General features: G+C 53.1%; 19 protein-coding genes. 14 read left to right on the top strand and 5 right to left on the bottom strand.

The features are described from left to right. Nucleotides 1-84: 84 nt before the first annotated feature. On the top strand, nt 85-252 hold the full coding sequence (locus tag HMPREF9412_RS32800) for a hypothetical protein (RefSeq protein WP_175320737.1): 168 nt from the start codon (nt 85-87) through the stop codon (nt 250-252). A 337-nt stretch (nt 253-589) separates the two neighbouring features. On the opposite strand, the gene HMPREF9412_RS05485 is transcribed toward HMPREF9412_RS32800, so the two are convergent. From HMPREF9412_RS05485 to HMPREF9412_RS05475, 3 genes are all read right to left on the bottom strand, one after another. Continuing rightward, a complete protein-coding gene (locus HMPREF9412_RS05485; RefSeq protein WP_009590371.1) occupies nt 590-2449 on the bottom strand; it encodes an LTA synthase family protein in 1860 nt (619 codons plus the stop codon). 268 nt (nt 2450-2717) lie between these two features. Next, on the bottom strand, nt 2718-3407 hold the full coding sequence (locus tag HMPREF9412_RS05480) for a CidB/LrgB family autolysis modulator (protein ID WP_009590333.1): 690 nt from the start codon (nt 3405-3407) through the stop codon (nt 2718-2720). Then, nucleotides 3404-3775 (bottom strand): CidA/LrgA family protein, encoded by a 372-nt coding sequence (locus tag HMPREF9412_RS05475; protein WP_009590362.1) that lies wholly within the window; start codon nt 3773-3775, stop codon nt 3404-3406. Before HMPREF9412_RS05475 ends, HMPREF9412_RS05480 begins: the two co-directional genes overlap by 4 nt. 128 nt (nt 3776-3903) lie before the next feature. On the opposite strand from HMPREF9412_RS05475, the gene cidR reads away from it, so the two are divergent. The 9 genes from cidR (at nt 3904) to HMPREF9412_RS05430 (ending at nt 16956) form a co-directional block, all read left to right on the top strand. Then, nucleotides 3904-4794: a cidABC operon transcriptional activator CidR gene (cidR, locus tag HMPREF9412_RS05470; RefSeq protein ID WP_009590398.1), complete on the top strand. Its 891-nt coding sequence runs from the start codon at nt 3904-3906 to the stop codon at nt 4792-4794. Between the two features lie 108 nt (nt 4795-4902). Beyond that, nucleotides 4903-6525 (top strand): catalase, encoded by a 1623-nt coding sequence (locus HMPREF9412_RS05465; protein WP_009590377.1) that lies wholly within the window; start codon nt 4903-4905, stop codon nt 6523-6525. A gap of 196 nt (nt 6526-6721) precedes the next feature. Beyond that, nucleotides 6722-7765, top strand: a complete 1044-nt coding sequence (locus HMPREF9412_RS05460; protein ID WP_009590328.1) for an oxidoreductase — start codon at nt 6722-6724, stop codon at nt 7763-7765. Between the two features lie 146 nt (nt 7766-7911). Next, nucleotides 7912-8706 carry a delta-lactam-biosynthetic de-N-acetylase gene (gene pdaA, locus HMPREF9412_RS05455; RefSeq protein ID WP_009590388.1) on the top strand — a complete coding sequence of 265 codons (795 nt, stop codon included), beginning with the start codon at nt 7912-7914 and terminating at the stop codon, nt 8704-8706. A 150-nt stretch (nt 8707-8856) separates the two neighbouring features. Continuing rightward, the gene (locus HMPREF9412_RS05450) at nt 8857-11145 is read left to right on the top strand and encodes an ATP-dependent DNA helicase (RefSeq protein WP_009590366.1); all 2289 of its coding nucleotides are present in this window, start codon (nt 8857-8859) and stop codon (nt 11143-11145) included. Nucleotides 11146-11550: 405 nt separating this feature from the next. Then, on the top strand, nt 11551-12663 hold the full coding sequence (rsgA, locus tag HMPREF9412_RS05445; RefSeq protein WP_009590352.1) for a ribosome small subunit-dependent GTPase A: 1113 nt from the start codon (nt 11551-11553) through the stop codon (nt 12661-12663). Between the two features lie 122 nt (nt 12664-12785). Further along, nucleotides 12786-13346, top strand: a complete 561-nt coding sequence (locus HMPREF9412_RS05440; RefSeq protein WP_009590368.1) for a MarR family winged helix-turn-helix transcriptional regulator — start codon at nt 12786-12788, stop codon at nt 13344-13346. An 11-nt stretch (nt 13347-13357) separates the two neighbouring features. Next, a complete protein-coding gene (locus HMPREF9412_RS05435) occupies nt 13358-15085 on the top strand; it encodes an ABC transporter ATP-binding protein (RefSeq protein WP_036671365.1) in 1728 nt (575 codons plus the stop codon). Further along, nucleotides 15082-16956: an ABC transporter ATP-binding protein gene (locus HMPREF9412_RS05430; protein ID WP_009590400.1), complete on the top strand. Its 1875-nt coding sequence runs from the start codon at nt 15082-15084 to the stop codon at nt 16954-16956. Before HMPREF9412_RS05435 ends, HMPREF9412_RS05430 begins: the two co-directional genes overlap by 4 nt. A gap of 14 nt (nt 16957-16970) precedes the next feature. Here the strand turns inward: HMPREF9412_RS05430 and HMPREF9412_RS32795 are convergent, their stop codons facing one another. Beyond that, nucleotides 16971-17297: a hypothetical protein gene (locus HMPREF9412_RS32795; protein WP_009590339.1), complete on the bottom strand. Its 327-nt coding sequence runs from the start codon at nt 17295-17297 to the stop codon at nt 16971-16973. A gap of 57 nt (nt 17298-17354) precedes the next feature. Here HMPREF9412_RS32795 and HMPREF9412_RS05420 point away from each other — a divergent pair, with 57 nt between their 5' ends. After that, the gene (locus tag HMPREF9412_RS05420) at nt 17355-17807 is read left to right on the top strand and encodes a hypothetical protein (RefSeq protein WP_036671362.1); all 453 of its coding nucleotides are present in this window, start codon (nt 17355-17357) and stop codon (nt 17805-17807) included. A 206-nt stretch (nt 17808-18013) separates the two neighbouring features. Here the strand turns inward: HMPREF9412_RS05420 and HMPREF9412_RS05415 are convergent, their stop codons facing one another. Then, nucleotides 18014-19567: an FAD-dependent oxidoreductase gene (locus HMPREF9412_RS05415; RefSeq protein ID WP_009590357.1), complete on the bottom strand. Its 1554-nt coding sequence runs from the start codon at nt 19565-19567 to the stop codon at nt 18014-18016. A gap of 213 nt (nt 19568-19780) precedes the next feature. Here HMPREF9412_RS05415 and HMPREF9412_RS05410 point away from each other — a divergent pair, with 213 nt between their 5' ends. From HMPREF9412_RS05410 to HMPREF9412_RS05400, 3 genes are read left to right on the top strand one after another with little or no spacing between them, the layout of a single operon-like run. Then, nucleotides 19781-21142 (top strand): spore germination protein, encoded by a 1362-nt coding sequence (locus tag HMPREF9412_RS05410; protein ID WP_009590335.1) that lies wholly within the window; start codon nt 19781-19783, stop codon nt 21140-21142. Continuing rightward, a complete protein-coding gene (locus tag HMPREF9412_RS05405; RefSeq protein WP_009590395.1) occupies nt 21135-22244 on the top strand; it encodes a GerAB/ArcD/ProY family transporter in 1110 nt (369 codons plus the stop codon). The genes HMPREF9412_RS05410 and HMPREF9412_RS05405 overlap by 8 nt, the downstream gene beginning before the upstream one ends. Beyond that, a complete protein-coding gene (locus tag HMPREF9412_RS05400; protein WP_009590384.1) occupies nt 22241-23350 on the top strand; it encodes a Ger(x)C family spore germination protein in 1110 nt (369 codons plus the stop codon). The genes HMPREF9412_RS05405 and HMPREF9412_RS05400 overlap by 4 nt, the downstream gene beginning before the upstream one ends. Nucleotides 23351-23399: the final 49 nt, after the last annotated feature.

Below are 23399 nucleotides of genomic sequence, written 5' to 3'. Positions count from 1 at the left end.
AGGTTCTAGCAGCATGTGCTTGAGGAGGAGAAACATATCGGTATCCGTGTTGCATGTAACGTTATGCAAGGAAAGCAGAGACACATGGCGTTTCGACTCCAGCATCAACCGAACGGGTTCCGGACTTTTGGGTACCGGCGTCGGCGCGGGCAGAGTGCCTTCAGACGCTTCCATGCCCTGCGTGGCCGCGGCGGAATCGGTGATATCCACCAGGGGAACATGCGCAACGGAAGCAATCAGCAGAAAGCCTAGTGCTAAACATATCCATCTGTTTATCCTTCGTATGGGGTCCAAGTCGGATCGTCACTCCTACAATTCGTAATCGATTTGCTCTAAAAAATATATGGCTTAATTGTCAGCGTATGAATATGAAGTGATTTGAGTAGTTGTACGTAATTTCACCACGAACGCGGTCTTCAAAACAAGGTATATTGCTATTAATCATAAGAAAAAGTAAGCCACTATGTCAAATAACAGTCGCCCTCGGCTATATAAATCCTTATATATCAAGGGTTTTTGATGATCGTCAAGCATACAAAAAAAGACAACTCTCCAAGATTTCCGGAGAGTTGTCCCATGCGGCAACGACCTATTTATGGTATGGCAGCTGTCTGATATAACTATCGGACAGATGAAGCAGCTGGAGCGCGCGTTCGAATTCTTCCTTGGTAGCCTGAGTCTTCTTCACGTCCGAATTCGGAAGCGGATGCTTGGTTCCGTCCTCAAAGCCGATGCCTGGAATGTACAGGGTCGTATTGTTGATGAACGTACCCGAAGGCAGATAATACCGCTCCGGCAGCAAATTATTATCGGTGTGGTTCAGCAGATCCTGGCCGAAATGAAGCTGATTGTCGATCGATACGCCAAGCAGGTTGGACACCGTCGGCAAGAGGTCGATTTGTCCGCCGACCTGCTCCTTCACTTCAGGCTGAATTCCCTCGCCATGGATGATAAGCGGAATGTTGATCATATCTCCGGAGGTATATTCGCGGCCGTAAATTTCGTGCATCAGCTCTTTATCCTTGTGGTCCAGGGAGTAAATCGGCAGTCCAAGATGATCGCCGTAGAGAACGATCAAGCTGTTATCCCATACGCCGTCTTTCTTCAGCTGCTCGATGAATTTGCCGAGTGCGTCATCGGCATAATTCTGGGAACGGATGTAGTCGCCGACGAAGGTGCCTTCATACCGCTCCGGCAGGGTCATCCGATATTTATCCTCAGGAATCGTGAACGGATGGTGAGCCGACATGGAAATGACCTGGGTATAGAAAGGTTTACCGGCATCGTTCATTTTCTTCAGCTCGGCAGCCGTTTTGGAGTACAGGGCGTCATCCGAGGCGCCGAAGAACAGCTTATCGTCTTCGCCGAAGAACGCTTTATCGTAATAACGGTTGAAACCGAGCGCCTTGTACAGCTCTCCGCGGTTCCAGAACTCCACGACGTTGGTGTGGAAGGTTGCCGTATCATATCCTTCCCCTTGCAGCAGTCTCGGCAGGCTTGGCAGAACCCTGTCCGCATAATGCTGCGTAGCCGCACCCCGCGGCGGGATGTAGAAGGAAGTATTCACAACAAACTCGGCATCCGAGGTATTGCCTTGACCGACGTTCTGATAGAAGTTCGGAAAGTAATTGCTCTCGCGGGCCAGCTTGTTGATGTTAGGCGTAATTTCCTTGCCGTCAATCTTGAGGTCGACCAAGAACTTCTGGAAGGACTCCATCTGGATGATGATCAGATTCTTCCCTTTGGCGACACCTGTAAGGAGAGCCTCCTTATCCGAGGCTTCCAGGCCTTTCAATGCGTTGACTTTATCCTGGGTAATGGTTTTGGCATCCACGAGCTCTTTATTCTCCTGTTGGAAAATCGTATAGGCCTCGTAGTTCAGAATCCCCATTTCCTGCGCCTTCACGATTTCGTTCATGCTTGCGCGGTTCGGCATGATCTGGAACAGGCACAGCATTAAAGAGACAACAAAAACAATCGGGATGATTTTGCGTTTTTCCTTTTTCGCATGCCGAATCTTCCAATTTTTAACGCGGTTGCTGCGCCACAACAGAACAAACATCACGATGATATCCGTGAAGATCAGCAGATAGTAAGGGTCCATCAAGGAGAATACGCTGTTGCTTACCGCCGTTACCTGGTTCACCTGCTCTAACGCGTGATAGGTAACGATGACACCGTAATATTTATAATACATAATGGCTGCAAAGAAGATGGCGGTCAGCAGCAGGTTAACGCTCATATAGGCCGTCAGCTTTCGCTTGGAAGCAAACCATTCGATCAAGCTGAACACAAGCCAGATAAAAGGAATTTCCGTAATCAGCGGTTTCCATGGCATGACATCATCAAAAATGACCGTCCAGGCCAGGTAGCTTTTGAGCAGCATAATAACAGAGAAAAATATAAATGGCTTCGTAATCGTTAACCGAAACCGCGAGGTGGAGAACACCTGTATCGCCTTCCTTTCAGGGCCGCCACAGACCTGTTCGCAAAACTTCGGCGGCTATTCGTTTTTTAAGAATACATAGACGTTATTCTTACTGTAGATTTACGTTCCGTATACCATTTATTTAACAAAACTAATGAACAGAATTTATTATGACCTCTTCGGAGGAGGTTGTCAAAGAGTTAAAGTAAGTCCCGAAGTTTCCTATAACAACACAAAAAGACAACGAAAAAACCGGTCATCGCCGGTTTTGTCAGAGTTTTAGCAAATATTAATAAAGAAAGGACATGATCAGCGGTGCGGTTCCGAGGGTGAAGAGCGCGGCGACGATCATCGAAATGCTGGATATGGTTCCCGAGAGGGAACTGAATTCGAATGCTTTGGACGTGCCGGTTCCGTGGGCGCTGGTCCCAAACAGAACCCCTCTCGCGATATCGCCCCGTATCCGGAAGATCCGCATGACGGCAGGTCCGATCATGGACCCGAGAATCCCGGTCATAATGACGAAGACGGCGGTCATGTTCGGCACGCCCCCGATCACCTCGGATACGTTCATGGCGATAGGCGTCGTAATGGAGCGCGGCACCAGGCTGGTAGCCAGAGAGCTGTTCAGGTGCATCCACTTTGCGAGAAACGCGGAGGATAACATCGCCAGCACCGATCCCGTCAGCACGCTGAGCATAATCTCGGCCGCGTGTTTCTTCAAGGTTTGGAAGTTCTTGTACAGCGGCACGGCAAAAGCGATCGTGGCTGGTCCGAGCAGCTTGCTGATCCACTGCGCACCTTCATTGTATGATTCATAGGATACGCCCGTTTGTGTCAATATCACAACAATCAGCACCGGCGTGATCAGGAGTGGCGATAAATAAACCTTCGGCAGGCGGCGATACAGCCTTTTGGCCCCACCGTAAATCCCGATCGTTAACAGCAGGCCGAGGATGACGGTCAGCAGGATATTCATGGCGTTTTACGCCCCTTTCTGGATGAGATGAAGCCGGCCGTCAGCCCAGAGCTTACCATCACGATGACGGTGCTGAACAAAACTACGGCCAGGATCTGGAGCCCTTCGGCCTCCAGCATCGGGAAATATTTCATGATCCCGACCGCGGCGGGGATAAAGAACAGCAGCAGTTCGGCGAGAAGCCAATTGGCGCCAAGCTCGATCCACTCCAGACGGAGGATCTTGGTTTCGAGAAGGATAAACACAACAACGATTCCGAGAATGCTGCCCGGAATTCCGATATTCAGCCAGGCGGCCAGTTGATCCATCCCTAAGGAAAGAAGCATGAATCCGGCCACTTGAAGCGTTCCTTTCAACATGTTGACCATGACCGGCCTCCTTATTTTCATTGGTAATGAAATTTTACAACGATAATTTTCATAGGTAAAATGCATATATCGAATGATAAGTATTCCATTTATCTATACATAGCCAAAAAGTGAAAGGAGCATCGGGAATGGACATACGGCACCTGGAGTATTTTCTTGAGGTCGCGAGGAACCAGAGCTTCACCAAGGCCGCAGAGAAGCTGTACATTACGCAGCCGACGATCAGCAAAACGATTCGCAACATGGAGGACGAGTGGGGCGTTACCTTGTTCTATCGTCAGGGCAAACGGATTGAGCTGACCGACGCCGGCCAAATCATGTACCAGCAGGCCCAGCAGATGGTGGAATCCTTCCAGCGGGTATCGGCCGAACTGGAAGATCTCATGAACCTGAAGCGCGGCCATCTGCGCATCGGGCTTCCGCCCATGGTGGGCTCAAGCTTTTTTCCGGAAGTAATCGGGCAGTTCCACCGGGAATATCCGAAGATTACCATTCAGCTGATCGAGGACGGCGCCAAGAAGGTGGAGGCGGACGTGGAGAGCGGCCAGACCGACATCGGCGTCGCCGTGCTGCCTGTCAATGAAGACGTATTCCATTATTATTCCTTCGTGAAAGAGAAGCTGAATTTGCTTCTGCATCCGTCCCATCGGTTGGCGGGAAGGGAGCATGTACACCTGAGTGAGCTTGCTGACGAGGCGTTTGTGTTGTTCCGCGAGGACTTTACGCTCCATGACCGGATTATCCGCGAGTGCGTCAGCGCCGGCTTCGAGCCGCGGGTGGTCTACGAAAGCTCGCAGTGGGATCTCATCAGCGGCATGGTTGCCGCCAATCTGGGGATCGCGCTGCTTCCCGAAACGATATGCAAAGAGATCGATTCTTCACGCGTGACGATACTGCCGCTGGACAATCCATCGATCCCGTGGCAGCTCGGGATGATCTGGAGGAAGGACCGCTACCTGTCCTTTGCCGTCAGGGAATGGATCAGCTTTACGCGCTCCCTTCTGGGCGAGCATGAGTAAGTTTGTTATAAATTGAAGGGCATTTCATACATTTTCACTCCTTGGACATAATATCCATAGTAAAGAGAACCCATTTACAAGCCTTATATCCAAGGAGGAATGACATTCATGAGTGGCCAAGATCATGATGCTAATAACGGAGTAAACCAAGAACGGGCGGGATACGCCGAGAATCGGGGCGAGACGGAGCGGGAGGATACGCTGACTAACCGGCAGGGCCATCCGATTTCGGATAATCAGAATGTGCGAACGGTTGGGAATCGGGGTCCGATGACCCTGGAGAACTATCATTTTTTGGAGAAAATCACGCATTTTGACCGCGAACGCATTCCGGAACGCGTCGTGCATGCCAGAGGTGCGGGAGCGCACGGATATTTCGAAGCCTATGGAAAAGTAGGCGACGAGCCGGTTTCGAAGTATACCCGGGCCAAGCTGTTCCAGGTCGAAGGCAAGCGCACGCCGGTATTTGTCCGGTTCTCAACCGTAATCCACGGTTCCGGCTCGCCTGAAACGCTTCGGGATCCGCGCGGGTTCGCCGTGAAATTCTACACCGAGGAAGGCAACTGGGATCTGGTCGGCAACAACCTGAAAATATTCTTTATCCGCGATCCGCTTAAATTTCCGGATATGGTCCATGCGTTCAAGCCGGATCCGGTATCCAACGTTCCGGGTCCCGTAGGCATGTTCGATTTTGTCTCCCGTTCCCCGGAAGCGACGCATATGATCACGTTTGTGTATTCCCCTTGGGGCATCCCCGCCAACTACCGCCAAATGCAGGGCTCCGGTGTGAATACATATAAATGGGTCAATGCAGAAGGCACCGGCGTGCTGGTCAAATATCATTGGGAGCCGCTGAAGCAGGGGATCAAGAATCTTACGCAAGAAGAAGCGAACAAGATTCAGGGCATGAATGACAGCCATGCGACGCAGGATCTGTACGAAGCCATTGAACGCGGGGATTACCCGGAGTGGGAGCTGTGCGTGCAGATTATGAGCGACGACGAGCATCCCGAGCTGGAATTCGATCCGCTGGATCCGACAAAGCTGTGGCCGGAGGATCAATTCCCGTTCCTGAAGGTAGGCAAAATGGTGCTGAACAAAAATCCGGAGAACTACTACAACGAAGTGGAGCAGGCGGCCTTCGGCACGGGCGTGCTGGTTGACGGGCTTGATTTCTCGGACGACAAGCTGCTGCAGGGGCGTACCTTCTCCTACTCGGATACCCAGCGGCACCGCGTAGGAACGAACTACCTGCAGCTGCCGATCAATGCGCCGAAGAAACGGGTCGCTACCAATCAGCGGGGCGGGCAGATGTCCTTTTTCGTGGATAAGGCGCCTGGTCAAAGCCCGCATGTGGATTACGAGCCGTCCATGACGGATGGGCTGGTGGAAGCATCGCAGACGGCGAAGCCGCATCAGCCGCATTACGATGCCAACCTCGTGCGGCAGAAGCTGGATCGCACGCTGGATTTCAAGCAGGCCGGGGATACGTACCGAGCGTTTGAGGATTGGGAGCGAAACGACCTGATCAACAACCTCGTGGGTGCGCTGATCCAATGCGATATCCGGATTCAAGACAAGATGGTGGAATATTTCACGAATGCGGACGAGGACTATGGGCGCCGCGTACGGGAAGGACTCGAGCAGGCAAGGAAGGGCTCGAACGAGACCGTCCGGGAGCAGGCCGTAGAGGATGCAGACCGTATGGGCCACGAGGCAGACCCTTATTAATGCTTTGCCGGCCTTAGAGGCGTCGACCCGCAAATGCGGACAGCACGGAATAGCGAAGCCGCCTGCACAAGAACGACGTGCAGGCGGCTTTCCCTTATAAGGTTGTAAAATATTTGCGGAATGTTAAGATGTTGCAAGGAAACCAAGCGATACATATCGAATCATCATAGAACCATGGGAAGAGGAGGCTTGCGTTATGGCAATACAAGCGGGGATCATCGGCTACGGCCTGTCCGGGTCGGTGTTTCATGCACCTATTCTTAGAAGCGTGCCGGATTACAGGGTGCACACGGTTGTATCATCGGATCCGGACAAGGTCCACCAGGATATGCCCGATACGGCCGTTGTCGACAGCGTGGATGAGCTCTTGTCCATTCCGGATATCGATGTTGTCATCATTACGAGTCCGAATGCAACGCATTATGAATATACCCGGTTAGCCATCGAGGCCGGAAAGCATGTGGTCGTCGAGAAGCCGTTTACCGTAACATCCGCCGAAGCGGACGAGCTGATTGATCTGGCCAAGCAGAAGGGCGTGCTGCTGACGGTGTACCACAACCGCCGCTGGGACAATGATTTTCTGACCGTCCGCAATCTGCTGGAGACGGGAGCCTTAGGCAAGCTTTCCATCTATCAGTCGCAGTTCAGCCGCTACCGTCCGGAAGTTCAGTCGGAGCGGTGGAGGGAGCAAGGGATTGCCGGATCCGGGATCTTGTATGACTTAGGTTCGCATTTGATCGATCAGGCGCTGTTCCTGTTCGGCCTGCCGGAGACGCTCTGGGCGGACTTGAGAACGGAGCGCAAAGGGGCCAAAGCCCATGATTATTTTCATCTGGTGCTGGGTTATAAGACGTTTCGCGTCATTCTGCATTCCGGTTCGCTGGTACGGCAGGCGGGGCCGAAATTCGAGCTGCATGGCGATAAGGGAAGCTTCCTGAAATATGGAACGGATCCGCAGGAAGGCCAGCTGAAGCAGGGCATGCATCCCGGGGACGCGGGCTGGGGCGAAGACCAGCCGGACCAATACGGGGAGCTGGCTACCGAGCTGAGCGGGCTGGCGGTGCAAGGGGAGATTGAGACGCTGCCGGGACGCTATCAAGCTTTTTACCAGGGATTGGCCGAAGCGATCCTTAAAGGAGGTTCGCTGCCTGTCCAGCCTGAAGAAGCCCGCAATGTCATTCGGATGATCGAATATGCGCTGCAGAGCCATCAGAAGGGCCGGTTGATCAAGATCACGTAAACATGCCGCCCCATCCGAAACTAGGACTGTCCTGGATTGACACATAGTTTGCTCCGATTTGTGGGATATTAGGTGATACCACCCTTGGTACGTCTTTCATCAAGGGAGTCGATCCATATCACAACAATGAAGGAGAGAGAACGGATATGAAGAAACGTGGTATCCTTCGGCCGGCCCTTATGCTTCTTGTGAGCTTGGCGGTAATGCTGTCCATCACCGGAGCGGCTTTGGCGGGCGGAAGCGGTCCGTTTCACTTTGGATTTAAGAAAAGCGTCAACGGCCAGCTGCCCTCGATCAACGAGGAGGGCTTCAAGGAGCTTCTGCAAAAATACGATGCTATCTTCATGGGAGATGCCGAGCAGAAGGAGCTTTATCTTACCTTTGATAACGGATACGAGAATGGGTATACCTCCCGTATTCTGGATACGCTTAAAGAGAAAAAGGTGCCCGCCACCTTTTTCGTGACCGGACATTATGTGAAGACACAGGAAGATCTGCTGAAACGGATGACGGCGGAAGGCCATATTATCGGCAACCATTCCTGGAATCATCCGGACGTGACCACGATCTCGGCAGAGAAGCTGACCGAGGAGCTGGAACGGGTGAAGAAGGAGGTTATGCGCATCACCGGCCAGCCGGACATGAAATATTTGCGCACGCCGCGCGGCATCTTCGATGAGCGGTCCCTGGCGACCAGCAAGCAGCTGGGGTACACCAATGTCTTCTGGTCGCTCGCGTATATGGATTGGGACGTAAAGTCCCAGCGCGGCGCTCAGTATGCTTACGATAAAGTGACCGCGCAGCTTCACCCCGGCGCCGTCATCCTGCTGCACTCCATCTCCAAGGACAACACGGAGGCGCTGGGACGGATCATTGACGAAGCAAGGAACCGGGGGTACGAGTTCAAGAGTTTGGATCAGATGCAGAAGAAAGCCCCGTAAGCATGAGTTGAATACCGCGTGCAGAACGCCATCCTGTCAGGATGCCTTCTGCACGTTTTTTTTTGTTATCGAATGCCCGCGGATGCTTCGCATTCCGGAACGAATGTTTGGTATAATACCCTTCATAGAACTTGAACGAAGGAGACCATCATGCCTCATACTATCCAAATATCCGTCAGGCCGCTGGTGGAATACGTCTTTCGCAGCGGCAGCATTACCTCGGGTTTTCGCACGGCGACATCCCTGACCGAGGGGACCCGTGCGCATCAACAGGTACAGCGCGACTATGGCGAGAATGATCAGAAGGAAGTTCAGCTTGAAGCGGAGATTCCTTACGAGGATCTGCTGTTTGTGGTGGAAGGCCGCTGCGACGGTCTGATTCAAGAGGAAGGGCGGATCATGATTGACGAGATCAAGTCGACCTCCGGCGATTTGGGCGAGATTACGGAGCACACGTACCCGGTTCATTGGGCACAGGCCAAAATGTATGCCTATATGTACGCGAGGTTGCATGAGATTCCGACGATGGCCGTGAGACTGACCTACTTCCAGGTCCCGAGCGGAGAGCGGAAGCAGTTCGTGCAGGAATGGAGCTTCGCTCAGCTGGAATCCTTTGTGCTCGAGGTTGTGGCGGCCTACGCGCCTTATGCCAACCTGCTGCGGGAGCATGGCGAGCGGAGGGACCGGAGCATCCGTGAACTGAAGTTTCCGTTTCCCGCCTACCGCGAGGGACAGCGAAAGCTGGCCGGAGCCGTGTATAAAAGCATCGGGGAAGGACGAAGATTGTTTGCCAAAGCCCCTACGGGCATCGGCAAAACCATATCCACGCTGTTTCCTTCGGTCAAAGCGATCGGCGAGGGCCTGTTGTCCCGGATTTTTTACCTGACGGCCAAGACGATTACCCGTACCACCGCGGAGGAAGCCATGGCGCGCATGGAGCGTCAAGGGCTCTGCATGCACACGGTCACGCTGACGGCGAAGGACAAGATCTGTTTCAGCGAAGCGGAAGGCTGCAGCCAGATGGGCTGCGCGTTCTCGGAGGGCTACTATGACCGGATTAATGACGCCATACTGGATTTGCTCTCGAATGAAACGTTGATCACGAGGCCGGTCGTCGAAGCGTATGCCCGCAAGCATACGGTGTGCCCGTTTGAATTCTCGCTGGATGCCGCGTACGCCGCCGATGCCGTCATCTGCGATTACAACTACGTATTCGACCCGCGCGTCTCCTTCAAGCGGATGCCGGAGGACGTGAAGAAGCGCAGCGTGCTGCTCATTGACGAGGCGCACAACCTGGTCGACCGGGCAAGGGGGATGTTCTCGGCCGAGCTGAATAAGTCCGCGTTCTTGGAGCTGCAAAGGGCGTACAAAGAGAGCAATCCCGGGCTTTACAACACGGCGAAGCGGGTGAATAACCGCTTTAAGGTGCTGCGCAAGGTCAGCGAGGAGGAAGAGCGAATCGTCGGGTCTCAGCAGCCGGAGATGATGGTCGAGCTGCTGGAGGATTTCTCGCTCCAGGCAGAGGCCGAACTGATGACCGGCAAGAGCGGGGATGAGGCCGATGCGCTTTTGGAATGCTATTTTGCCGTGCAGGGGTATCTGCGCATCTCCAAGCTGTATGACGACCGCTTTGTCACGTATGCGGAGATGAGCGGAAGCGAGGTGTTTCTCAAGCTGTTCTGCCTGGACCCCTCTTATTTGCTTCAGCAAGCGGGAAAAAACTACCGTTCCAGCGTATTCTTCTCGGCAACACTCATGCCGCTTGGATATTACCGCGACATGCTCGGAGCCGAGGAAGAGGATTACAGCCTCTCGATTCCCTCGCCCTTCTCCTCTGAGCAATTGGATGTTCGGATCTTGCCGTTATCGACGAGATTCAAGGATCGGGAGCGCAATAGCGAAGCCATCGTCCGGATGCTGAGCGCACTGGTTCAGGAAAAACCGGTGAATACCTTGATCTTTCTGCCGTCCTATCCCTACATGCAGGATATTCATGAGGCGTTTGCCAGAATGAACCCGGAAGCCCGTACCTTGCTCCAAGGGCATGGAATGAGCGAGGAGGAGCGGGAGGCGTTCCTGAATGCATTCCAGGCGGATGCGGAAGATCCGCTGATCGGATTTGCCGTGATGGGCGGTATTTTCTCCGAAGGCATCGATTTGAAGGGAGAACGGCTTTCGAGCGTGGTGGTCATCGGTGTAGGATTGCCGCAGCTTTCCTTCGAGAATGATATCATCAAGGATTATTTTGAACGTACCGGCAAGAGGGGATACGATTATGCCTACGTGTACCCCGGCATGAACAAAGTGCTGCAGGCCGGAGGACGCTTGATCCGATCGGAGCAGGACAGCGGGACGCTGACGCTCGTTGATGACCGCTTCCTGAATCGACAGTACGGGATGCTGCTGCCGGAGGAGTGGAGGCATTACAGGCGCATCTAATTTTTTCATGGGATGTTGACACCTGGAAATACGAATCCTATAATACGGATATACTAATTAAGCTGAAGGAGGCTGATGTCAAATGGTTATGATGCATAGTGGATGGGTCGCATTGACGTTGGTCTCTTTGGACGGGAAATTCTAATGGTACCCGGGGTGTAAGGCATTTGGTTTATCATGTCTTCACCTCCGTACCTAAGAACCCGCAGGAGACCGTGCTTGGTATCCTGCGGGTTTTTTGTGTCTATGCAAGGCTTCGGTATGATCTTTGGCGGTTTGGCTGCCGAGGATCGATGCCTTCTTCCTGCATAGTTTCAGATCAGCCGCGGATACAAATCTGCGGTTTTTTTATGTTTGATCATTTGTTAACAACCAATCCAACAACGATAAGGGGATATCACGAATTTGACTAAACAAGACATGACAACGTTGCAAGCCTATGGATGGAATGAACATTGGCGTTTGATGGCCGCTCAGATCCCGAAGCAGGACAAGGCGCTGGTGCCGGCCCGCATTACGGCCCAATTCTCGAAGCAGTATCGCATTATCACCCAAGAGGGTGAGCAGACGGCCATTGTCACAGGCAAGTATGAATACGAAGCGGGCAGCAAAAGCGACTTTCCCGCAGTCGGCGATTGGGTCATGGTGGAGCCGCTGCAGGGCGAATCCCGTGCCGTCATTCATCATCTGCTGCCCCGTCAATCCGCCGTCACGCGCAGGGAAGCAGGAAGCGTGCCGGATGAGCAGATCATTGCGGCCAACATGGATACCGTGTTTATCATTAACGCGCTCAACAAGGATTTTAATGTTCGCCGGATTGAACGCTATCTGATTGCGGTCTGGGAGAGCGGAGCCGCACCGGTCGTGCTGCTCACCAAGGCGGACCTATGCGAATCGCCGGAAGCGTACGTCGCGGAGGTAGAGGCTGTTGCTCCAGGCGTGCCGGTCCATGCGGTAAGCTCTTTGATGGATCAAGGAAAGGAGCAGCTTGGGGAGTATCTGGTGCAAGGGAAAACGGTTGCCATTACGGGTACCTCCGGTGCCGGCAAATCGACGCTGCTGAACTGGCTATCCGGCCAGGAGATGCAGCGGGTTCAAGGGATACGCGAGGAGGACGCAAGAGGACGGCACACCACGACGCACCGGGAGCTGTTCGTGCTGCCGGGAGGCGCGGTCATGGTGGATACGCCGGGCATGCGGGAGCTGCAGCTGTGGGATTCGGAGGAAGGGTTCGAGGCGACCTTCGCGGATATTTCCGCGCTGGCGCAGCAGTGCCGGTTCCATGATTGCCGTCATGAAACGGAGGCCGGCTGTGCGGTCCGGGAAGCGCTGCAGGACGGAACGCTGGATGCAAAGCGATATGCGAACTACAAGAAGACGGAGCGGGAGCTGGCCCATATCGCCCGCAAAGAGAGGGTAAGCACCCGCCGTCAAAACAAGAGCTCGGGCAAGTCGTCCCGCAAGAACGACCGAGGCCGCAAAGGGGCATATCAGCAGCAGCTGTACGATGATGAATAATGGAGGCTAAGGGAAGGCCGGAGTCGATTTGACTTCGGTCATCTTCCGGGTATATAGTTAGGTAACCAAATAAATAGGCAATCTATCTATTTATTCGAGCTGTTGCCGAAAAGAGGTGGACCATGGCAGAGGATCAACATCCAGATTTACATAAAGAAATGAAAGGCAACGAGGACCAACATTCGCGGGAAGGACCGTGCATGAAGGGCGGCAGGCGGGAGGACAGCGTCGCCGGCAGGCTCTTGTACAGCATACGCATGTTCCACAAGCAGGAGTGGGATCAGCACTTGATTTCAGGGTATACACCAGGTGAGATTCGCGTTCTGATGGGACTTAAACATCATATCGAGCCTGCTGGTCCCGGCATGAAAGTGTCCGAGATCAGCAGCATGATGAATGTTACGTCGCCGACGATCACGCAATTCATTAATGCACTGGAGAGCAAGGGGCTGGTGGAGCGGGTGATGGATGCCCAGGATCGGCGAGCGGTCCGCGTGCAGCTGACGGAGGAAGGGAACCGCGTTGTCCAGCAAACCTATCAGAACGTCAAGAACAGCTTTAACGAGCTGGTGGATTTCCTCGGGGAGGAGGACAGCGTCAAACTGACGGAGCTGCTGACGAAGGTATATCATTTTCATGAACAAAAACGCAAATCGAACGAAACGACTTTTGACAACGAGTAGGGGTGGGGGATTTGTTAAAGCTGTTTCACTATATGAAACCGTACCGGACAGCGGTCATTTTGGTCCTGCTGTTCACATTTTTCCAGTGTCTGTCTGATCTGTACTTGCCTACCTTGATGGCGGACATCGTGGATATCGGCATCGTGAAGGGAGACGTCCCTTATATTTGGCGCGTGGGCGGCTTTATGCTGCTGGTTGCGGCGGGGGGCATGATTTGCTCAATAGCCGCGAGTTATCTCGCATCCAAATCGGCTACCGGATTCGGGAAGATTCTTCGCGGGCGCGTATTCTCCCATGTCGAGAATTTCACGCTGCAGGAGTTCGACAAGATCGGAACGGCCTCGCTGATTACCCGTACGACAAACGACATTACGCAGGTGCAGCAGGTTACGATCATGATCCTTCGCATGATGGCGATTGCGCCGATGATGTGTATCGGGGGCATCGTAATGGCCGTGTCGAGAGATCCCGGACTGACGACGGTGCTGTTGGTTGTCCTGCCGATTCTGGCACTCGCTATTTTCCTGATCGCCAAAAAAGGCATACCGCTCTTCAAAGCGATCCAGGTGAAGATCGATACGCTGAGCCGCGTGCTGCGGGAGAATCTGACCGGAATCCGGGTCATTCGCTCCTTTAACCGGATGGACCATGAAACGGTCCGCTTTAACGATGCGAACGAGGACCTGACGGCCACTTCGATCAAAGTCAATAAAATCATGGGGGCGATGATGCCCGTCATGATGCTGGTCATGAACTTTGCCACGCTGGCGATCGTCTGGTTCGGAGCCCACCGCATAGACGCCGAACATATGAAGGTCGGCGACCTCATGGCGTTTCTCCAATACGCGATGATGATCATGTTCTCGCTGATCATGCTATCCGTCATGTTTGTCATGATTCCGCGTGCGCAGGCATCGGCGGTCCGGATCAATGAAGTATTAAACATGATACCCGAGATCCATGATCCGAAACAGCCGCGCGATGCCGGCGTGTTGCAGGGATCGATCGAATTTCAGGATGTGACCTTCTATTACCCTGGCGCGGAGGAGCCCGCCATATCCGATATCTCCTTCCATGCCGGGCCGGGTGAAGTTACGGCGATCATCGGCGGAACCGGCTCGGGCAAATCCACCCTGATCAGCCTGATCCCGCGTTTCTATGATGTGACGTCGGGACGGATTCTCGTCAACGGTACCGATATCCGCGACATGATGCAGGAGGATCTGCGGAACCGGATCGGATTCGTGCCGCAGAAGGCGCTGCTCTTCACTGGCACCATCGCGGAGAATATCCGCTACGGCAAAGAGGATGCAACGGACGAGGAGATCCGGCATGCAGCGAAGGTTGCCCAGGCCGCCGACTTTATCTCCTCCATGGAAGGCGGTTACGATGCCGAGATTTCGCAGGGCGGCAGCAACGTATCCGGCGGCCAGAAGCAGCGGCTCTCGATTGCAAGGGCATTGGTTCGCAGACCCGAGATTTATGTGTTTGACGACAGCTTCTCGGCGCTGGATTTCAAGACGGACGCCAATCTTCGCGCAGCGCTTCGCGAGGAAACGACGGACGCCACCGTTCTGATCGTCGCTCAGCGGGTCAGCACCGTCATGGACGCCGATCGGATTATCGTGCTGGACGAGGGACGCATTGCCGGTATCGGCACGCATGAGGAGCTCATGGCTTCCAGCGATGTTTACCGCGAAATCGTCACCTCGCAGCTGTCAGAGGAGGAGATCGCATGAGTGAGAAGAAACGGGGAGGACATCCCCGGGGACCGGGCGGTCCCTTTGGCGGCGGCCCGCACGGGCCCGGGATGGCAGGGGAGAAAGCCAAGGACTTCAAAGGCACGTTTCGCCGGTTAACGCGATATCTCAAGCCGCATACCGGCAAGCTGCTGATCGTTTTGATCGCAGCTATCCTCAGTACGATATTCAGCATCGTGAGCCCGAAAATATTGGGGGATGCCACCACGATCCTGTTCAAAGGCTTCATGGCTAAGATGCAAGGCGTGCCGGGTGCCGGAATCGATTTTGACGCCATTCGGACGATTATGCTCTGGCTAGCAGGACTATATCTCTTAAGCTCGCTGTTTGCGTACATCCAGCAGTATGTCATGGCCGGCGTGGCCCAGCGCACCGTCTATGATTTGCGCAAGGACGTGTACAACAAACTCGGCCGATTGCCGCTGAAATATTTCGACGCCCGCACGCATGGGGAAACGCTGAGCCGGGTGACCAACGATATGGACAATATCAGCGGCACGCTTCAGCAGAGCTTGACCCAGATGATTACTTCCGTGGTGACGCTGGTCGGCGTCATCGTCATGATGCTCACGATCAGCCCGCTGCTGACGTTGGTGGTCATCCTGACCCTGCCGCTCAGCGTGGTGGTGACCATTATGGTCGCCAAGCGCTCGCAGAAGCATTTTGTGGCTCAGCAGAAGCATTTGGGTGAGCTGAACGGACATGTGGAAGAAATGTACACGGGTCATAAAGTGGTGAAGGCTTTTGGCCGGGAACGACAGTCCATGGAGCAATTTGATGAGGTCAACGACAAACTCTACGATGCCGGTTGGAGAGCCCAATTTATATCGGGTACCATTATGCCACTGATGGGTTTTGTCGGAAATATCGGTTATGTGATTGTCAGTGTCGTCGGCGGGGTGTTGGTTACCCGCAGAGCGATTGAGATCGGGGACATTCAGGCATTCATCCAATATTCGCGCCAATTCACGCAGCCGATTACCCAGCTTGCGAATATCGCGAACGTCATTCAATCCACCATCGCATCGGCAGAGCGCGTATTTGAAGTGATGGATGAGGAAGAGGAAGTGTCAGAGCATACAGCTCCGGCGGCGCTCAAGAAGCCGCTTGGCGATGTGTCTTTCGAGCATGTGAGCTTCGGCTATAAAGCGGACCAGCTTCTCATCGAAGATATGAATGTAGACGTGAAGCACGGGCAAACGGTCGCCATCGTCGGTCCGACCGGTGCAGGGAAGACCACGCTCATCAATCTGCTGATGCGGTTCTATGAGCTGAATCAGGGCAAGATTACGATAGACGGCACGGATATTACGGCTCTTCGGCGCAGTGAACTGCGCAGCCTGTTCGGGATGGTGCTGCAGGATACCTGGCTCTTTAACGGGACGATCCGGGATAATATCGGATACGGAAGGGAAGGCGCCACAGAACAAGAGATCATCCGGGCGGCGGAAGCGGCCCACGCGGATCATTTCATCCGGACGCTGCCGGAGGGCTATGATACCGTTCTGAACGAGGAAGCCTCTAATATATCGCAAGGGCAGAAACAGCTTCTGACGATTGCGCGGGCCATTCTCGCCAACCCGTCGATTCTCATCCTTGATGAAGCCACCAGCAGCGTGGATACGCGGACGGAGCTTTATATTCAGAAAGCAATGAATGAGCTGATGAAGGACCGGACCAGCTTTGTCATCGCGCATCGGTTGTCCACGATCCGGGATGCGGACCTGATTCTGGTCATGAACAAGGGCAGCATCATCGAGCAGGGAACCCATGAAGAGCTGCTGTCCCAAGGCGGCTTCTACGCGGACCTGTATAACAGCCAATTCAGCGAACAGCATGAAGCCGGATAACGAGGCAAGGAAAGCTATGACAAGAAGACCTCTTCGATTGCGAAGCGGGTCTTCTTTTTGTTGATTATTCGATTCATAACAAAGGGTAATAATAGAAGCAAGCCAATCAGGTACGGATCAGAGGGAGGCGGGAATGATGTATCATCGAAGCCGTCCAACGAGAGCATCTCGTAGGTGAGGGCCGCTTCGATCAAGCTGATAACGGATGGGCCCATGAAGGCCGACACGGACGGGGAGATATATATGGAGACGCCTGCGGCCGTATCCCTCAAGCCGCGCCGCTTAAGGTTTTTGACAGGCTCGGAGTAAGCCGGCAGGCATATTTGATATTGCAATTTCATATGGTTCTTTTATAATGATGTTTATGTTTATATCTTTAAAGGGAGCCATGATCATTATTGAATAAGTCCGAACTGAACCGAATTACGCAAGAGCTTCTACGTCGGTCGGGCAGCAGTGTCACCGTGGAGATGGAGGCGTATTTTCCAGGGGGCCGGTTAATCGGCGGAAAATATGTGATGCATTCGCACAGCGTGACGATGTATACCGAAGTCATACGCCAGCAGTGCTTGCAGCTGTTTGGCACGCTTGAGCCGTTCCATGCCTATTTTACGGTGGTATTCGCACATGAGCTGGGCCATTCAATGGACATGACCCTGACGGAGCTGTGCGACCGGATGGATCGAACGGTGGATGAATGGGATCAGAGGCAGCTCGCGCTTCAAATCGAGGAAAATGCTTGGAATAACGCCATGCCTTGGATCCAGGATATCGATCCCGATTTCATACAGGTCATCGTGGATCAGTCGCTTGCGGCATACCGCGAGGAGCTGGCGCCGGAAATCGCTTAGGCTGGCGTGCAAAGATCATCTTCGCCATATCAAGACACAGGCACCCGTCAGGGTGCCTTTTTGAATGAAGGAATAAATCTTTAGAGATTAGCCGTCCGAATCTCGCAGGTGCTGCTAATATCGCAGGTGATGTATAAAAAGAAGTGAAGCCCGGTGGCTTCACTTCTTTTTGGTTTGGGGTCCTCTTAAGGATCGGTGGGCCGGGATCAGCTCTCCGGGTCCAATTGCTTCAACGGCTCAATAGCCGGTCCTTCCAGCACCTCGCCGTTATGGCGGAAGCGTGATCCGTGGCAAGGGCAATCCCATGAGCGTTCGCCCTCGTTCCATTCCACCTCGCAGCCGAGATGGGTACAGGTGGTATCCACAAGATAGAGGTTTCCTTGATCATCCTTGTAGGCCCCGGCACGCTGCCCGTTATGGCGGACGACGGCGCCTTCGCCTGGCTTCAGCTCGGTTATGTCGGCGTGGGACATTTCGAACTTGCCGGCAACGAAATCCTTCGCAACCATGGCATTTTGCGCGACAAATGTTTTGATGCTCGGGTCTGCCTTGAAGCGGGACGGGCTAAAGACGTCGGCATAACGGTTATCCTTCTCCAGTATTTGATCGCAAATGATCTTCGCGGCCAATGTTCCCGTTGTCATCCCCCATTTCCGGAAGCCTGTCGCGACAAAGATCCGGTCCTGATTGGACGTGATCGGTCCGATATAAGGCATGTTGTCCAGGGTGATCAGGTCCTGGGTCGACCAGCGATAAGGAATGGCGGAGGCGCCCAGCAGATTTCCTGCAAAAAGCTCCAGGTTTTCGTAATGCTGATGGGTGCAGATGCTGCGTCCCGTCGGATGGTTCTCGCCGCCGACGATAACCAACTCCTCGCCGTTATAGGTAGCTGACCGCAGGGAACGGGTCGGCTGATCCACGCTCAGGAACATCCCGCCGGGATAAGCGGTTTCGGGTTTGACGGCAACCGCATAGGAACGTTCCACATGCAGCCGCGTGAAGAACAGCCCTTTCCCGTCATAGAACGGAAAATGAGACGCGGATACGGCGTGGTTGCAAGTAATCCGGTGGCCGCCCCGTTTGGTGAGCAGTGTGATCGGTCCGTCGGTTTCGACTTTTTCATCCATGGTCGTATTCTCATAGATTCGTCCACCAAGCTTCAGAAATTGTTCCGTCAGATGCTTAAGGTATTGCAGGGGATGGAACTGATATTGCCCCGGCATCTTGATCGCTCCACGGACGGACATAGGCAGAGGAAGGCTTTCCTGCCATTCTCCCGGGATGCCGAGCTTATCGTAGGCTTTGATTTCGTCCTCCAGCTTGGAGAGGTATTTGTCTTCCGTTTGAGCGTAAATATAGGCATCCTCCAGCTTTAGCCCAAACTTCTCCTCGTCTCCGCCAACAATGTCCCTAATGAATTCAATCGCTTCCCGATTCCCTTCGTAATAGAGCCTTGTCTTCTCATCCCCGAAATGATTCAGGAATTCATGATAAATCAGCCCGTGCTGGGCCGTGACCTTGGCTGTTGTATGGCCGGTGGTCCCGTTCAGGATTTGCCCTGCCTCGATCAGCACGACATCTTTGCCTGCCTTGGCTAGCAGATAAGCGGTCGTGATGCCGGTTATACCGGCCCCGACTACGGCCACATCCGTCTCAATATCTTCGGCCAAGCGGGAAAAGGTAGGCAGTTCGGTTGTCGCTACCCACAGCGACTCCGGAAATTGCGGCAATTCCTGATGCGATGAATTGGATGGGTTCATTCACGATTCCTCCTTGGTTACTATGGGTATCCCCCATAAACTCAGTCTCTTGTTCTTCATTATTACCACATGGGAATGATTAGAAACTATGCTGCTCGGAATGATGCTCTTCGAAGTTTTCTGGAGGAATGTAAATATTTTGGGACATTTGTGCAGAACCTAGGGAGACAAGAGGGAGTTCTCGGAAATATAAGAAAATGGAGGGGTGGTATCATGACCAGCGAACAGTATTTGAACGCGGACCAAGCCAAGAACTGCCTGAAGGAGCAGCTTAACCGCATCGGTGATATCGAGCAGCGCGAGCTGAAGAACGAGGCTGAGCACGCGCTGCTGGTCTATTTAAAGTGCATGTGCGATCCCGTCATGATCAACGATAATTTGATTAATCGCTTTTATGAGCTGAATTCCTTGGACTTATACGAGCAATTCATCCGCTCCTTTCCATCGAGCATGGAGCCGAAAGATGAACAGGAATTGCTCCGCAATATACTGAGGGGCTGCGTTGCCATATTCATACGGGACACCGTGCTTCTTTTTGACGCCGTCTTGGTTAATGCCAGTTTTATCCAACCCGCCAGTACGGAGAACGTCATCCAGGGACCCGATGATTCGTTTACGGAGAATATCGAGGTGAACCTGAACCTGGTTCGCCATCGATACCAAACCACCGACTTGAAGACGGAATTCATGACCGTCGGCAAAATATCGCAGACCCGGATCATCATTATGTACGATGCGCTCAAAGTCGAAGAAACGGTGCTGCAGGAGCTTAAAAAGCGACTGTCCGAGCTCAAAGCGGATATTGTGCAGTCGGCATCCGAAATCGAGAGACACACGATGCACCCCAAATTTCGGCTGTACCCGACGCTGATGCTGACCGAACGCCCAGACCGGACTGTCCTGAATATATCGCAGGGAAAGATCGCCGTGTTGATGGATTCAACGGGGTATGCCCTTCTGCTGCCGGCCATATTCAATGATTTCTTTACCGCGATGGACGATAAAATCCAGCTTCCTCCGATCGGCTGGTTTCTCAAGGCAGTTCGGTATATCGCTTTGTTTGTAACCGTGCTGATGCCAAGTCTGTACGTGGCATTCACTTCGTATAACCCGGAAATATTGAGGATGCAAGTTACGCTTCTCATTGCAGGAAGCCGGGCCACGGTACCGTACCCGTCCTTCTTCGAAGTGATCTTTATGCTGCTCGCGATGGAATTTCTGACGGAGGCCAGCGTTCGGCTGCCCAAAGCGATTGGCCAGACAGCAACCACGGTCGGGGGTCTCATTCTGGGAACCGCCGCTACGGAGGCCGGACTGGTCAGCAACATCATGATCATTCTGGTGTCCGCGGTTGCCATTACCAACTTCGTCATCCCGATCACGATGATGAGCTCCGGCATCCGCGTTACGAAGTATCTGTTCATCGTGCTTGCGACCTTCTTCGGCTTGGTTGGCATCGTGCTGGGTGTGGTGGCCATGATCATGTACCTCACGAGCCTACGGTCCTTCGGCAAACCTTACTTGAAGATGTTTGCCGTGGATCGGAACAAGAAAGGGGACCAGCGAAGTGGTTAGAAACAAATATTTTTATTACCTCTTCCTGCTCAACGCAACCATCAACCTGATTAATTATGTCCCCCGCATCTTGATTACGGATCGCTTTGACGGTGCGATGATGTCGATCCTCGTATCCATCCCGATCGGGACCCTGATTATGTTCGGCTTCATCAAACTGATTCAGAAATTTCCGGGACAAGGGCTGCCGGAGATTTTCCAATCGGTGATGCCGAAAGGGATATCCGGCATCCTGCTTGTGTTATACGGACTTGCGTGGTATTTCTCCAGCGTCATTACCTTGACCAGCTTCGTGGATATTACCAACCGTTACATCAGTCCGGACGTGTCTCCCTATATCGTTCTGATGGGCTTTCTGGTGGTTGTGGCGCTTAGCGCCAGGCTCGATTCCGAGTCGATTCTTTACGGGTTGGAAATGATTTTGTACATCACCGTTCCCCTGATTGCTTATATGTCATGGCGCGTCTTCAGCAATCCGTATTTCAGCTGGGATGCCGTGAGGCAGATCATTACCTATGCCTGGAATTTACCCAATTACGGGACGGTTGCGGCAGCAACCTATATTTTTACGGGGTACGTGAACATGGTGGTATTCAACCGGATCTTTCACCGATTCCGAGTCCGCCATATTTGGGCGATCGTGGTAGTCAGCATCCTGACCCTTCTCGTTTCGATGTTCGCGCCCATCGGGATATTGGGAGCCGCAGGAGCCGGAGGACACGTGTATCCGGCCTTTTCGACGATAGACGCACTCCGGATTCGTTATTTCATCGTTGAACGGATGATTTACGTCTTCTACGTGGCCTATATGTGCCTTTCCCTCGTGAATTCCATCATACACTGGCATGTCGGGAAGGAATTGATCCTGGGGGGCTTCGGTTTAACGGGGGATCAGGGCAAATCGATAGATAAAAAGCGAAAAATCGAATGGTGGGTCCTGTTGCTCTTTTCCCTTATCACCTTCGGAACGTCGTTAATTGTGAATCAATACATATTGAACGATATGGCGATCGTATTCCTGGATGTCCGGTTTGGGGGCGAGTTCCTGCTTATTGCCATGTTAATCTATGCGGTATGGAAGAAAAGGAGGAAGAGAGCATGAATGGCCTGAAACGAGGGCTGCTCTGTATCATGTGCTGCTCTTTTTTGTTTCTGTCGGGCTGCGAATTTCGGGATATCGATCTCAGGCTATTCGTAGTATCCATAGGCATCGATGTCTCGGAGAAAAATCCCGGGATGCACCGTTTTAGCTTCAAAATCGCCATTCCTTCGGGTGATCCGAAGACCGGGGACAAAAAGTCCCTGCTCATTACGCAGGAATCAACAAGTATTGCGGAGGCGATCCGGGAGGTCAAATCCAAGGTGGATAAGGAGCTTGACTTCGGACATTGCAAGGGTGTGATGTACGGCGAGGCTTTCGCGCGGACAGATATCAGCAAAATCCAGGACTGGACCGTTCGGAGACGGGACATGCAGCTGCTCATGTATCCGGCTGTTGCCGTACCTACCGCAGAAGCCGTATTGAAAGCGGAACCCCCTACGGAGCGGATCGCCGGGAACGCCATATTTCTGGCACTCAGCGAGGATGGCACCGAATCCCCTTTCATCACGAAGACCTATTCCTTCGATCTGAGCCGCCGAATGATGGAGGAGGGGGAGGACCCGGTTATGCCCGTCGTGGAAACGACTGAGGACGACGTTCTGAATATCGATAAGGTAGCCTTGATGGACAAGAACAAAGTGAAGTACATCCTGACCCGGGATGAAACCAGGCTGTATAATCTGCTGGACCTCCGGAATTTAAGCACGAATTTCGGAACGAAGATTGGCGGCAAGCTGCTTGAAGTGAACACGGACAGAACCCGGGCCAGATACAAGATCGTAACGGATAAACGGGGGGAAGAAACGATTGATTATAAGATAAGGATCACGGCGATATTGGAGGAGAAAGAGGATCCCGCGCAGCTGGATCCGAGGGATCTGGACAACATCGAAGCGCAATTCGGCAAGGAATTATCCCAAGCGGTCAAAAGCGTTCTGGAAAAAATTCAAAAAACAGGACTGGATCCGCTGGGTTTCGGCCTCCGGTATGGCGGCACGCATTGGAACAACCGGACGGAGATGGAGGAGTGGGCTGCCATTTATCCGCATGCCAAATTTAATGTATCGGTCAAGGTAAAAATAAAGTCTACCGGCTACAAACGCTAGGCGGGGGATATCTGTTTATCGTACAGGAAGATGTTACAATAAGGATAAG

The sequence above is a fragment of the Paenibacillus sp. HGF5 genome (assembly GCF_000204455.1).
GTDB lineage: Bacteria > Bacillota > Bacilli > Paenibacillales > Paenibacillaceae > Paenibacillus_AQ > Paenibacillus_AQ lautus_A.
This window is presented reverse-complemented; position numbering and strand designations above follow the sequence as displayed.

Coding starts and splice junctions, on each gene's coding strand:
- HMPREF9412_RS05400 (WP_009590384.1), top strand. CDS start 22,241: ATGAATGGCCTGAAACGAGGGCTGCTCTGTATCATGTGCTGCTCTTTT.
- HMPREF9412_RS05430 (WP_009590400.1), top strand. CDS start 15,082: ATGAGTGAGAAGAAACGGGGAGGACATCCCCGGGGACCGGGCGGTCCC.
- HMPREF9412_RS05450 (WP_009590366.1), top strand. CDS start 8,857: ATGCCTCATACTATCCAAATATCCGTCAGGCCGCTGGTGGAATACGTC.
- HMPREF9412_RS05415 (WP_009590357.1), bottom strand. CDS start 19,567: ATGAACCCATCCAATTCATCGCATCAGGAATTGCCGCAATTTCCGGAG.
- HMPREF9412_RS32795 (WP_009590339.1), bottom strand. CDS start 17,297: ATGAAATTGCAATATCAAATATGCCTGCCGGCTTACTCCGAGCCTGTC.
- HMPREF9412_RS05440 (WP_009590368.1), top strand. CDS start 12,786: ATGGCAGAGGATCAACATCCAGATTTACATAAAGAAATGAAAGGCAAC.
- HMPREF9412_RS05475 (WP_009590362.1), bottom strand. CDS start 3,775: ATGGTCAACATGTTGAAAGGAACGCTTCAAGTGGCCGGATTCATGCTT.
- HMPREF9412_RS05480 (WP_009590333.1), bottom strand. CDS start 3,407: ATGAATATCCTGCTGACCGTCATCCTCGGCCTGCTGTTAACGATCGGG.
- HMPREF9412_RS05410 (WP_009590335.1), top strand. CDS start 19,781: ATGACCAGCGAACAGTATTTGAACGCGGACCAAGCCAAGAACTGCCTG.
- HMPREF9412_RS05460 (WP_009590328.1), top strand. CDS start 6,722: ATGGCAATACAAGCGGGGATCATCGGCTACGGCCTGTCCGGGTCGGTG.
- HMPREF9412_RS05465 (WP_009590377.1), top strand. CDS start 4,903: ATGAGTGGCCAAGATCATGATGCTAATAACGGAGTAAACCAAGAACGG.
- pdaA (WP_009590388.1), top strand. CDS start 7,912: ATGAAGAAACGTGGTATCCTTCGGCCGGCCCTTATGCTTCTTGTGAGC.
- HMPREF9412_RS32800 (WP_175320737.1), top strand. CDS start 85: ATGGCGTTTCGACTCCAGCATCAACCGAACGGGTTCCGGACTTTTGGG.
- cidR (WP_009590398.1), top strand. CDS start 3,904: ATGGACATACGGCACCTGGAGTATTTTCTTGAGGTCGCGAGGAACCAG.